This window comes from Sphingobium sp. B2D3C (genome assembly GCF_025961835.1).
Classification (GTDB): domain Bacteria; phylum Pseudomonadota; class Alphaproteobacteria; order Sphingomonadales; family Sphingomonadaceae; genus Sphingobium.
This window is the reverse complement of the sequence record NZ_JAOQOK010000001.1, coordinates 307,900-320,867: the sequence shown is the minus strand read 5'-3', so window position 1 is coordinate 320,867 and position 12,968 is coordinate 307,900. Positions and strand designations below refer to the sequence as shown.

The window sequence follows — 12,968 nt, the reverse complement described above, 5'->3', positions numbered from 1 at the left end:
CACAAGAAAGGGGCGCCCGGCCCGTGCCGAACGCCCCTTTCCAATCTTAACCGATACGCCGCGCTCAGGCCGCCTTCGCCTGCTCCTCTGCCGGCGCGAGGCGGATCAGATAATCGAAGGCGGAGAGCGCGGCGGTGGAGCCCTGCCCCATCGCGATCACGATCTGCTTGTAGGGCACGGTGGTGCAGTCGCCCGCCGCGAAAATGCCCTGCTGCGAGGTGTGCGCCCGCGCATCGATCTCGATCTCACCGCGATTGCTCAGCGCCACCGCATCGGTGAGGAATTCGGTGTTGGGCACCAGACCGATCTGGACGAAAATGCCTTCCAGCTCGACCAGATGCGATTCGTCGCTGTTGCGGTCGCGATAGGTCAGGCCCACCACCTTTTCGCCATCGCCATGCACCTGCGTCGTCAGGGCGGAGGTCACCACCGTGACATTGGGCAGGCTGTGCAGCTTGCGCTGGAGCACGGCATCGGCGCGCAACTGGCTGTCGAACTCGACCAGCGTGACATGCTTGACGATGCCGGCCAGATCGATTGCCGCTTCCACACCGCTGTTGCCACCACCGATCACCGCCACGCGCTTGCCCTTGAACAGCGGGCCATCGCAGTGCGGGCAATAGGCCACGCCCTTGTTGCGATACTCATCCTCGCCGGGCACGTTCATCGTCCTCCAGCGGGCGCCAGTGGCGAGGATCACCGCCTTGGCCTTGAGGGTCGCGCCGCTCTCCAGCTGCACTTCGGCGAGGCCGCCCGGCGCCTTGGCCGGAACCAGCTTGCTGGCTTTCTGGAGGTTCATGATGTCGACATCATAATCCTTCACATGCTGCTCCAGCGCGGCAGCCAGCTTCGGCCCCTCGGTGTGCGGCACGGAGATGAAGTTCTCGATGCCCATGGTATCCAGCACCTGCCCGCCGAACCGCTCGGCAACCACGCCCGTGCGGATGCCCTTGCGCGCGGCATAGATGGCCGCGGCGGCACCGGCCGGCCCGCCACCGACCACGAGCACGTCGAACGGCTCCTTGGCGGCGATCTTCTCGGCAGCGCGGGCCACGGCACCCGTATCCAGCTTGGCGAGGATTTGCTCGATATCCATGCGTCCGGAGGCGAACGGCTTGCCATTCAGATAGACGCTGGGAACCGCCATCACCTTGCGCTCATCGACTTCCGCCTTGAACAGCGCGCCATCAATGGAGACGTTGCGGATGCGCGGATTGAGCACGCTCATCAGGTTGAGCGCCTGCACCACGTCCGGGCAGTTCTGGCAGGAGAGCGAGAAATAGGTCTCGAACTGATAGTCGCCCTCCAGCGCCTTGACCTGCTCGATGACCTCATCGCTCACCTTGGGCGGGTGGCCGCCGACCTGCAGCAGGGCCAGCACCAGCGAGGTGAACTCGTGCCCGAGCGGAATGCCGGCGAAACGCACGCCGATATCCGTGCCGACCCGGCGAATGAGGAAGCTGGGCTTGCGCGCATCGCCTTCATCGGCCGCAATGGTCACAAGATCGCTCAACCCGGCAATGTCTTCCAGGAGGCCCCGCAGCTCCGACGCCTTGGCGCTATCGTCCAGCGACGGCACCAGCTCGATCGGCTGCTTGATGTTGGCCATATAGGCCTGCAACTGGCTCTTGATATTGGCTTCCAACATGGGATTTCCTTTGAATTTCTCCTGCTTTCAGCAGGGTGGGGTGGTGGCGATGCGCAGCACCGCGCAAAAGCGAAAGGTCGCAGCGTCGCCGCACCACCCTCTGCCCCTCCTCACATGAAGAGGGGAGAGAACGACGGGATCGCCACGCGACCCCGTCGCGAAGCAGTCTTAGATCTTGCCGACGAGGTCGAGCGAAGGTGCGAGGGTCTTCTCGCCTTCTTCCCACTTGGCGGGGCAGACTTCGCCAGGGTGGCTCGCCCAATATTGCAGCGCCTTGATCTTGCGGAGCAGTTCGGCAGCGTTGCGGCCGACGCCTTCCGGCGTGATCTCGACCAGCTGGATCGTGCCTTCGGGGTCTACGACGAAGGTGCCACGGTCAGCAAGGCCGACGCCTTCGCGCAGGATCTCGAAATTGTTCGAGATGCTGTGGTTCTGGTCGCCCAGCATGTAGTAGCTGATCTTGCCGATGGCCGGCGACGTGTCGTGCCAGGCCTTGTGGCAGAAGTGCGTGTCGGTGGAGACCGAATAGACTTCCACGCCCATGCCCTGGAGCGTCGGGTAGATGTCTGCCAGATCCTCAAGTTCGGTCGGGCAAACGAAGGTGAAGTCAGCCGGGTAGAAGAAGAAGACGGCCCACTTGCCCTTCACGTCCGCCTCAGTCACGTCGACGAACTTGCCTTCCTTGAAGGCCGTGGCGGAAAACGGCTTGATCGGGGTGTTTACGAGACTCATGTCTGCTCCTCTTGGTGAATTGACGCCTTCCACATAGGCATCATTGTTGTTCAGGCAAAATTGATTAATCTCAACGCAAAGATCGATTTTGTCGATCTCTGCGCTGTCGATTGCGCGCCTGTCACACAGTTAGGGAGAAAAAATGTCGGCTAAAGGACAGGCGCGACCATCCAACGCACATCGCACCCTGCCGGTCTCGAACCGGGCAGGGCGTCATGTGGCCAGAGCGGTACCGCGCTAGCCCCTCCCGAGATCAATCCTTGGCGAGATGCTCGGCAAAGAAGGGCAGGACGAAGGCCCGGAAGCGCTCGCGCACGCGATTGCCATGGTCGCCCTCATAGACTGTATAGCTATGCGCAACGCCCATCCGGTCGAGCAGCCTGGCCATATCGCCATTATCCTTGATCAGCGTGTCCTTGTCCCCCACGTCAATCGCGATGGCCTTGAGGCTCTTGAGCGCCGGCAGATATTGCGGGGCCATGGCGAGCGGCGCATTGGCCGCCCATTGCGCGATGATCTGAGGCTGGACGACGCCCTTTTGCGTGCCAAGGTCGAGATAGAAGGGCGCCTTATCCGGCGCGGGCGACCAGGCCGATGCTGCCGCGAAATCGGCCCGCACGCCAAAGTCGCCTTTGAGTGCTTCATCCATGCTCATCGCTTCGAGGCGCTGGCTGCGCTCTGCATCCACCGGCCGGGCGGAGAGGCAGCAGGCGCTCATCGCGTAGATGCTCGAAAACACGCCGGGATATTTCATGGCGATCCGTAGCGTCCCATAGCCGCCCATCGAGTGGCCGCTCAGGCCGCGCGACTCTTGCTTGGCGAGCGTGCGATAGTGCTTGTCGACATAGGCAACGAGATCCTGCGCAATGAAGCGCTCGAAATTGCCCGTGGTCGGTGAGCTGGAATACATCGAGCCGCCATGGCGGGAGTTGGAATCCGGCACGACCAGAATCGCCTGGCGGTTCTTGGCCTCGGCGGTGTTCAGCGCGTCGGCAAAGCCGATATATTTGTCATAGCCCTCGGCCGATCCCATGAAGCCGTGCAGGAAATAGACGACCGGATAGCGCTTGGTGCTCGTCGCATAATCCTCCGGGAGGAAGACGATCACGTCGCGGTCGGCGCTGTTTCCTTCCAGATTGCCTTCCACCGCCTGCGAGTGGACCTTGATGTGCTCCACCTTCACCTCGGCCCGGCTGGCCGTCAGTGGGAGAATCATCAGGGACGCCGCCATCAGGCAGCGGGCAAACAGGGATTTGGGCGGCATCACTCTCTCCTCAACGCGCGATCCGCCCTTGCGGGCGGATCGTTAGACCATAGCGTTAGCAGGAGTTGCACGACCGCCGCCGACCGCGCAACGCATTATGCGGTTGCGCGGTCGGTCTGATCAGCGTGCCTTGGCTTTCTCTTCGGCAAGCAGCGCCTTTGCCTGCTGGTTGAGATAGGCCCGGATGGCCTCGGCTTCCTCGGGCTTGAGATAGGCCGCGAAGCTCGCCATGCCATTCTGCGCCAGCGCGCCGCCGATCACGACCTGCTGCCACAGATCCTTGTCGGCAATCAGCGGTGAGCGCCGCAGGTTGGGGTTGACCGGACCGCCATGGCAGATCTGGCAGAACTGGAAGAAACCCTTCTGGCCGGTCGCGATCTGCGCCGCCGTGAAGGTCTCGTTGCTCGGCGTCGGCTCGGGCTGCGGGATCGGCGTGTAGGGCGGCAGCTTGCCGCTGCCCTTGATCTTGAACGCCAGCACGAGGCCGTTGGGCATCTTGTTCTTCATGAACGGCGTGCCGCTTGCCATACCCATCGAGCCGCCATAGCCGGCCATGACGGCAATATATTGCTCGCCATTGACGCGATAGGTGATCGGCCCGGCCAGCACGCCGCGATGGGTCTGGAAGGACCACAGCTTCTTGCCATTGTCCGCGCTGAACGCCTCAAAGTCGCCATGCGGCGTACCCTGGAAGACGAGGTTGCCGGCAGTCGCCAGCGTGCCGCCGTTCCACGGCCAGTCGCGCTCGACTTCCCAGCGCGGCTTCTGCGTCACCGGATCATAAGCGACCAGCTTACCCTTCACCATGGATTCGAGAGCCTTGCGGCGCCCTTCCACGGTATCGGGCAGACCAGGCATCGCCGGCGGATCGAGGAAGGACACAGCGGTATTCCAGCGCCCCTCATGGATCACGAACGGATCGGCATCGCCATAGACCAGCGGATGCTCCATCGCCGGAATGTAAACGAGGCCGGTCTTGGGCGAATAGCTCATCGGCATCCAGGCATGGGCGCCGATGCCCGAGGGGATGACCAGCGCCGGCCCATTATCATAGCGCACGCCGGGCTTCTCGATCGGCCGCCCCGTCTTGAGGTCGATGCCTTCGGCCCAGTTCTGCCGGGCATAAGGCTTGGCGGAGATCAGCTTGCCGTTCGTCCGGTCGATCACATAGAAAAACGCGTTCTTCGGTGCCTGCATCAGCACCTTGCGGTCACGCCCGTCGATCTTCAGGTCCGCGAGCATGATCTGCTGGGTGGCCGTGTAATCCCAGGTCTCGCCGGGATTGATCTGATAGTGCCACTTATAGGCGCCGGTATCCGGGTCGAGCGCGAGAATGGAGGAGAGGAAGAGATTGTCACCCTTCCCTGCGCTGCGCCATTTGTGGTTCCAGGGCGAGCCATTGCCGACGCCGATGAGAAGCTGGTTCAGCTCCTGATCGTAGACCACGCTGTCCCACACGGTGCCGCCGCCGCCGAGCTTCCAGTAATTCTCGCCATACCAGGTCGGCCGGGCCAGCTTTTCGAGGATCGCGTCGGACGCGGCACCATCGGGGCCGTCCTTCGGATTGCCGGGCACCGTATAGAAGCGCCAGACGAGCTTGCCGGTGTTTGTATCGTAGGCGGAGACATAGCCGCGCACGCCCAGTTCCGCGCCGCTATTGCCGATGATCACCTTGTCGCGCACCACGCGCGGGGCCATGGTGATGGTGTAGGGCTTCTTCTGGTCGACCGTGATGGTCTCCCAGACCTTCTGGCCGGTCTTGGCGTCGATGGCGATCAGCCGGCCGTCGATGGTGCCGACGAAGACGCGGCCCTTCCACACGGCGACGCCGCGATTGACGACGTCGCAACAGGCGTGCGCGGCCTTGGAGCCTTCATTCTCCGGGTCGAACTGCCAGAGCTGCTTGCCGGTCGCGGCATCGATGGCGACGACCTTGGACCAGGCGGTGGACGTGTACATCACGCCATCGACCACGATGGGCGTGCCCTCCTGCCCGCGCGCGGTATCGAGTTCCAGCGCCCAGGCGAGACTCAGCTCGCCGATATTGCCGTCATTGATCTGGGTGAGCCGCGAATAGCGCTGCTCATCATAGGTGCGGCCGTAGGTGAGCCAGTTGTCGTCATCCTTGCCAGCCGCCTCAAGCCGCGCCTGATCGATGGCGGCGGGGCCGAGCGACGTTTCGCTCCCCTCAACGCCGCTGCACGCCGCCAGAAGCATCGTCAGCACCGCAATCGGCACAGGCCCGATCGACCGCAACACCATAATCCACTCTCCTCTTCGCCCGACCCGCTCCGGCCCCGGCTTTTTCCTCAAACAAAGATAAGAGGGGATTGCCCGGCAGGCAGTCCCCTCTTTCCCCCTTTTAGTCCGTCATCCTCAGAATTTGAACGACGCGCCGAGGTAGAAGCGGCGGCCATTCATATCATAGAAGTAGGCGTTGAACGGGCTGGCACCCACGCCATTTCCGAGCGCTGCGCCCGTGTTGTATTCGAGCAACGGCGGCGCCTTGTCGAACAGATTGTCCACACCCCAACGCAGCGTCGCATCCCGTGTCACCGCGAACGAGCCGTTCAGGTTGAACAGATCGTAAGCCGGTGCGCCCACAAAGGTGGTGGCGTTGTTGGAGGTGTAGGTGATCGACTTGGCGGCAGGCAGGTGCTGCCACTGCAGCCCAACCGTGACAGGCCCGACCGCATAGCTGAATGAGTTCAGCATCTTCCAGCGGAAGGAACCGGGGTTGAGGCCGTTTTCGGCAATCGCCGCGCTACCTGCCGGGCCCAGCGTGCCTGCATATTCAACCAATTGTCCGGCCGCACCAGCCGATGCCGGCAACGGCGCCGATTTCAGCGAGAGCAGATAGTTGAATACGGAGTTGATGCTGAACGTGCCTGGCCCCACCGGAACCGACCAGTCGAGTTGGACGTCGATGCCCGAGGTGCGGAAACGTCCGTTGTTCAGGTAGGTGACCTGCACATTGCCCAACGCACCATCGCCGGCCACGCGCCCGATAGCCTGGCAGGCTGCCGTCGCCGCAGCGGCTGTCGGATTGTTGGCGATCGCCGGATTGAAGACCGGATCGAAGCATTGGCGCTGCGCAGTGTCGAGGGTGAGCGGACCAATCGCGTCGTCGACTTTGATGTTATAGTAATCGACCGTCAGCCGCAGACGACGCAGCAACTCGCTGGTCGCAGTGGACCGCAGCACGGCGCCGAGAGTCCAGGTCTTGGCCTTTTCCGGCTGCACAGAAGGGTTGCCAACGAGGGTCGGGAACGCAAAGGCCGGGCCCTGGGCATTGTAGAAAGCCGGGTCCGAGTAGAAAGTGTTAGCCGTGCCCGCAATCGTCTGATCCATCAGGATTCGGCAGACTGCCTGCACATTCGCTGCATTCGAATTCTTCGCAGTATTGGCCGACCATGCTAGGCCGTTATTGAGGCGGCAGACATCGCCGCCACCGGCAGCCGTGAAGGTCTGCTGCGGTGCCAAGAACAATTCGGCGACGTTCGGGGCGCGAACGGCCTTGTTGAAGCCGCCACGAATCGTGAGGAAGTCGGTGACTTCCCAATCGGCCATCGCCTTCCACGTGAAGGCATTGCCTGTCGTGTTGTAGTGCGAGTTACGCGCACCCACGGTCACGTCCAGCTTGCGGATCAGTGGCAGATCGGAAAGCACCGGGACGAGCAACTCGCCGTAGAACTCGTCCACGCGGATGAGCCCCTGCGAGTTGCCGCTCGGGTAGATGCCGATCGCCTGATCCTGGAAGGACGTGCCCTGCGAGGTCAGCGTGTCATTCTGGAACTCATAGCGATTCTGGCGATGGCTCGCGCCGACCGCCGCACGAACCTGACCGGCTGGCAGGTTGAACAGCCCGCCCTGAGCATTCGCTTCAAACACGCTCTGTTGCATGACCGCGCGGTTCTTGAGATCGGCCCGGATCGCGTCGATACAATCCTGCGAAACCTGCGCATTGGGGTCGAACGGATTGAAGCCGCTCGTGCAGGTGGCTGAAGCCGCGCCGAAGCCGCCAAAGGCTGCGTTGCCCTGCGACTTGAAACCGGCGCCCCAGTTCGGTGACTGGATGACAGCGCGGAAGCGGGCGAGCGAGGCCGTGCCCGTGATCAGGGCGTTGGTTTCGGATTCACCTTGGGACGCATAGGCCTCCCAGGTCCAGTCCGTACCGGGGACCTTGCCTTCTAGGCCAGCCACCAGATTGTAGGTAAAGACGTCGGTACGCGCTTCACGATTGGCGTAGTTTAGATAGTAGGTTAGCTGCCACGGCGCCGTGGGGTTCCCGCGAGAAGCCAGCACCTGCGCCAGTTCCGTTGGAATTGCCCGTCCGTCCACCGGGATCAGCGCGGACCATCCGTTCACCGAAGGCGAAGGCTGCTGGACCGTGTGAGTCTGAACGCGCGTGAACGTGCCTTGGGCGAAGGCGCCGATCCAGTCGTTGATTTCGTAATTGCCGCGTGCGTAGAGGTTATAGCGGTTGAGCGGCAGAACCAGCAGTTCGTCCTGGAAGTTCTGGCCGAGCGAGCCATCTCCCTGACGCTTCCATTTGAGACCCGTCAGATCGCCTTTGAAGCGCGACGCGCCGCCAGTGGGGCTTTGGAAGAAGCCGGTGAAGGCCGTGCCGTCGTCATTGAAATAAAGCCGGCTTCCGGCCGCCACATTCGGGACTGTTTGTCCTTGAGTGTTGACGGTGGTTCCGAACCAACTGTTGAGCAGTGCCTGATTGGGGTTGTTGCCGCCAATCGGCTGATAACCCGAAAAGTCGGGGAAGAACTCAGTGCCAGTAAAACGGGGGTCTTTCCAGGCATTGCGGAACCAGGGCCGGTCGCGGCGCAGGGCGCTCTCGCGATCGTTCATGGACAGGCCAATGGTGATGTTGCCTCGGCCGTCGTCGAAGTTCGCGCCCATGATCCCGCTGATCGAGAATTCACGGCCGTCGCCCCGCTGGGAGATGCCCATCTGGGTATCGAACTGAAGACCCTGGAAGTTCTTCTTGAGGATGAAGTTGACGACACCGCCAACGGCGTCGGCACCATAGGTCGCCGAAGCACCGCCGGTGATGATCTCGACCCGCTCGATAGCCGCTGCTGGAATCGTATTGATGTCCACCACACCCAAGGCGTTAGCTGGCGTGGCACGACGGCCATCGACCAGCACGAGGTTGCGGTTGGTGCCTAAGTTACGGAGAGAAACGGTTGCCGCACCCGGCGTGCTGGTTGCCGTCGGCTGAATATCGCTGGCAATTGCCGGCGTCTGCACAGGCGTAAACGCGGGAAGTTTGTTCAGGTTGGTCTCAAGCGCGGCGGTCGAGCTGTTCTGGAGCAGTTCCTGCCCCGCTGTGACGATCGGGCTGCTGGCTTCATAGTCGCGTCGAACGATGCGCGAGCCGGTGACCACGATGGATTGCTCGTCAGCGCCATCGGTCTGCTGCGCGATCGCGCCCGATGGCATGGACAGAACCGTCAGTGCCGTCGTGCACGCCAATGCCGCGCGCACGCAAAACGAGTCCATTTTTACAGACATAGTTCCTCTCCCTTTTCTCAGCCGCCTCCCGACGACTGCACTCCCGCCCACTTTTCGGAGCCCGATTCTGGGTCGTCAGGTCGCTGACACCCCCTTGTCGGCACACTCTCGTAGTAAGCTAACTAATAGGCTAGGCGACGATCCGGGACAAACTCAAGCGGATAATATCATCGATAACGCAATCGAACGGAGTGTTGCCAATTAGGCACAATTTTCAGAATTTATATTTATGCTTCAAAAACAGAGATTTGCAGATCTTTTCAGTCCGAAAATCGCCGATAAACAAGGAGATGTCGCCGGCCAATAAGTGGATGAAGTCAATTTTCACAAAAACGCTTTCGACAATGCTGCCGGATTTCATGCAAATTCCGGGCGGCGATCCGCGTAGCCTCCGTCGCGCGCCGCACGCGTTCGCCAAGGCTTGTGGCGTCGGCCAGCAGAGCTTAGATTGTGAGCATGGCCACCGCTGACCATCATATTCACAACCATGCCGAGCCGACGGGCATTAAGCTCTCCGCTGCGGCCCGCGCCACGCTCGAAGCCAAGGGCGAGCAGTGGACGGACATGCGCAGCGACATTTTCGATGTGCTCGCGGCCGAGGAAAAGCCGGCCTCTGCCTATGACATCGCAGACAAGGTCTCGCAGAAGCGGGGGAAGCGCGTCGCGCCCAACAGCATCTATCGCATTCTCGACCTGTTCGTGGCGACCAACCTCGCCCAGCGGGTGGAAAGCGCCAATGCCTATATCGCCAACGCCCATCCCGGCTGCCTGCACGACTGCATCTTCCTGGTCTGCAAGGCCTGCGGCGAGGCCACGCATATCGACAATGACAGGCTGACCAGCGAAGTCCGCCGCATTGCCGGAGAAGATGGGTTCGCAACCGAACGTCCCGTTATCGAAGTGCTGGGCACCTGCGCCAAATGCGCCTGACCTGAGGCGCTCACAGGCACTGCGACATAGCGCCCTGCCCCTTAGACCAGTTGCCGCGATATGCGATGAGCGTATCATCCCAGGTTGGATGACCGTTCGACAATGGCCGGTTAACGCACTAGATAAGAGCCGATGATGGACCAGCCCGAGACGCCCCTGCTCGATCAGGTGCGCACCCCCGCCGATCTTCGCAAGCTCGCCCCCGAACAACTGCGGCAGTTGGCCGATGAGTTGCGCACAGAAACGATTTCCGCCGTCGGCACGACCGGCGGCCATCTAGGCTCCGGCCTCGGTGTCGTCGAGCTGACGACTGCCATCCATTATGTGTTCAACACGCCGGACGACAAGCTGGTCTGGGATGTCGGGCATCAATGCTATCCGCACAAGATCCTGACCGACCGGCGCGACCGCATCCGCACGCTGCGGCAGGGCGGAGGCCTGTCCGGCTTCACCAAGCGCACGGAAAGCGAATATGATCCGTTCGGGGCGGCGCACAGCTCCACCTCGATCAGCGCAGCGCTCGGCTTTGCCATCGCCAACAAGCTGAGCGGCCAGCCCGGCAAGGGCATCGCGGTCATCGGGGATGGCGCCATGTCGGCCGGCATGGCCTATGAGGCGATGAACAACGCGCGCGAGGCCGGCAACCGGCTCGTCGTCATCCTCAACGATAATGACATGTCCATCGCGCCGCCGGTGGGCGGTCTCTCGGCCTATCTGGCGCGGATCGTCTCCAGCCGCGAGTTCCTCTCGGTGCGCGAAGCGCTGCGCAAGCTGGCGCGCAAGCTGCCCCGCCCGCTCCATCAGGCCGCCCGCAAGACGGACGAGTTCGCCCGCGGTATGGCGATGGGCGGCACGCTCTTCGAGGAACTGGGCTTCTATTATGTCGGCCCCATCGATGGCCACAATCTCGACCAGTTGATCCCTGTGCTGGAGAATGTGCGCGACATGGCGGACGGGCCGGTGCTCGTCCATGTCGTCACGCAAAAGGGCAAGGGCTACGGCCCTGCCGAGGCGGCCGCGGACAAATATCACGGCGTGCAGAAGTTCAACGTCGTCACCGGTGAGCAGGCCAAAGCCCCCGCCGGCCCGCCGAGCTACACCAATGTCTTTGCTCAGGCACTGATGGCCGAGGCCGAGCGCGACGAAAAGATCATTGCGATCACTGCCGCCATGCCCTCGGGCACCGGGCTCGACAAGTTCCAGAAGACCTTCCCGAACCGCTGCTTCGACGTCGGCATCGCCGAGCAGCATGCCGTGACCTTTGCCGCCGGCCTCGCTGCGCAGGGGATGCGCCCGTTCGCGGCGATCTACTCGACCTTCCTGCAGCGCGCCTACGATCAGGTGGTGCACGATGTCGCGATCCAGAACCTGCCGGTCCGCTTCGCGATCGACCGCGCCGGGCTGGTCGGTGCGGATGGCAGCACTCATGCCGGCAGCTTCGACATCACCTATCTCGCCACCCTGCCCAACATGGTAGTGATGGCCGCTGCCGACGAGGCCGAACTGGTCCACATGGTCCACACCGCCGCCTGTCATGACAGCAGCCCCATCGCGCTGCGTTACCCGCGCGGCAATGGCATCGGCATCCCCCTTCCCGCCAAGCCGGAGCGGCTGGAGATCGGCAAGGGCCGCATCGTGCGCGAAGGCAAGCGCGTCGCCATCCTCTCGCTCGGCACGCGGCTGGAGGAAGCGCTCAAGGCCGCCGATGCGCTGGACGCACGCGGCCTCTCCACCACCGTGGCCGACTTGCGCTTTGCCAAGCCGCTGGATGAAGCGCTGATCCGCAAGCTGCTCACCACCCATGATGTGGCGGTGACGGTTGAGGAAGGCAGCATCGGCGGCTTCGGCGCGCATGTGCTTACGCTCGCGAGCGACGAAGGCCTAATCGACGCCGGCCTCAAGCTGCGTACCCTGCGCCTGCCGGACGTGTTCCAGGATCAGGACAAGCCGGAAAAACAGTATGACGACGCCCGGCTGAATGCGCCGCATATCGTCGAGACCGTGCTGACGGCGCTGCGCCATAACAGCACCGGCATCGAGGAGACCGGAGCGCGGGCGTGACCGCCGGCGCCATCCACACCGGGATCGGCGGCTGGACCTATGAGCCGTGGCGCGGCACCTTCTACCCGGCCGATCTGCCCAAGGCGAAGGAACTGGACTACGCCGTCAACCATCTCGCGACAATCGAGATCAACGGCACCTTCTACCGCACCCAGTCGCCGGCGACCTTCGCCAAATGGCGCGACGCGGCGCCGGATGGGTTCGTCTATGCGGTCAAGGCGCTGCAATATTGCGTGGCGAAGAAGAAGCTCGCCGAGGCTGGCGAATCGATTGGCAAATTCCTGAATTCGGGCCTGTCCGAGCTGGGCGACAAGCTCGGGCCGACCCTCTGGCAGTTCCGCCCGACCCGTCAGTTCGATGCCGACGACATGGCCACCTTTTTCGCCATGCTGCCGAATAAGATCGATGGCGTTCGCACCCGCCACGCCGTCGAGGTGCGTCATCAAAGCTTTGCGTGTCCCGAGTTCGTCGCCCTCGCCCGGCAACATGGCGTCGCCATCGTGATCGCGGACCATGACGAGCACCCGCAGATCGCCGATCTGACCGCCGATTTTGTCTATGCGCGCCTGATGAAGAGTGAGGAACAGGTCGAGACCGGCTACGCAGCCGCCGATCTCGATCAATGGGCTGCGATCGCCCAATCATGGGCGGCCGGACAGGCGCCAGAAGCACTGACCTATGTCTCGCCAGACAACGCGCCCGCGCAGTCCCGCGATGTCTTCGCCTACTTCATTTCCGGTGCGAAAGAGCGCAATCCCGCAGCGGCCATGGCGCTCGCCAAGCGCCTGACCGCGCGGGATTGAT

Annotated in this window: 8 protein-coding genes; 3 read left to right on the top strand and 5 right to left on the bottom strand. The window is 62.7% G+C overall.

Annotated elements, in window-relative coordinates; genetic code table 11:
- Positions 1–64: 64 nt before the first annotated feature.
- The 5 genes from ahpF to M2339_RS01400 form a co-directional block, all read right to left on the bottom strand.
- Positions 65–1,648 carry an alkyl hydroperoxide reductase subunit F gene (gene ahpF, locus M2339_RS01420; protein ID WP_264587742.1) on the bottom strand — a complete coding sequence of 528 codons (1,584 nt, stop codon included), beginning with the start codon at positions 1,646–1,648 and terminating at the stop codon, positions 65–67.
- Between the two features lie 168 nt (positions 1,649–1,816).
- The gene (gene ahpC, locus M2339_RS01415) at positions 1,817–2,380 is read right to left on the bottom strand and encodes an alkyl hydroperoxide reductase subunit C (protein ID WP_181560465.1); all 564 of its coding nucleotides are present in this window, start codon (positions 2,378–2,380) and stop codon (positions 1,817–1,819) included.
- A 253-nt stretch (positions 2,381–2,633) separates the two neighbouring features.
- Positions 2,634–3,644: an alpha/beta hydrolase gene (locus tag M2339_RS01410; RefSeq protein WP_264587743.1), complete on the bottom strand. Its 1,011-nt coding sequence runs from the start codon at positions 3,642–3,644 to the stop codon at positions 2,634–2,636.
- A gap of 120 nt (positions 3,645–3,764) precedes the next feature.
- Positions 3,765–5,906 (bottom strand): PQQ-dependent dehydrogenase, methanol/ethanol family, encoded by a 2,142-nt coding sequence (locus M2339_RS01405; RefSeq protein ID WP_264587744.1) that lies wholly within the window; start codon positions 5,904–5,906, stop codon positions 3,765–3,767.
- A gap of 114 nt (positions 5,907–6,020) precedes the next feature.
- Entirely contained in the window at positions 6,021–9,224 is a 3,204-nt protein-coding gene (locus tag M2339_RS01400; protein WP_319801017.1) for a TonB-dependent receptor domain-containing protein, read from the bottom strand.
- A gap of 405 nt (positions 9,225–9,629) precedes the next feature.
- On the opposite strand from M2339_RS01400, the gene M2339_RS01390 reads away from it, so the two are divergent.
- The 3 genes from M2339_RS01390 to M2339_RS01380 all read left to right on the top strand — a co-directional run bounded on the left by M2339_RS01390 (position 9,630) and on the right by M2339_RS01380 (position 12,967).
- The gene (locus tag M2339_RS01390; RefSeq protein WP_264571155.1) at positions 9,630–10,103 is read left to right on the top strand and encodes a Fur family transcriptional regulator; all 474 of its coding nucleotides are present in this window, start codon (positions 9,630–9,632) and stop codon (positions 10,101–10,103) included.
- Between the two features lie 132 nt (positions 10,104–10,235).
- The gene (dxs, locus tag M2339_RS01385) at positions 10,236–12,164 is read left to right on the top strand and encodes a 1-deoxy-D-xylulose-5-phosphate synthase (RefSeq protein ID WP_264606127.1); all 1,929 of its coding nucleotides are present in this window, start codon (positions 10,236–10,238) and stop codon (positions 12,162–12,164) included.
- Positions 12,161–12,967, top strand: a complete 807-nt coding sequence (locus tag M2339_RS01380; protein ID WP_264587746.1) for a DUF72 domain-containing protein — start codon at positions 12,161–12,163, stop codon at positions 12,965–12,967. Before dxs ends, M2339_RS01380 begins: the two co-directional genes overlap by 4 nt.
- The last annotated feature ends 1 nt before the right edge of the window (position 12,968 follow it).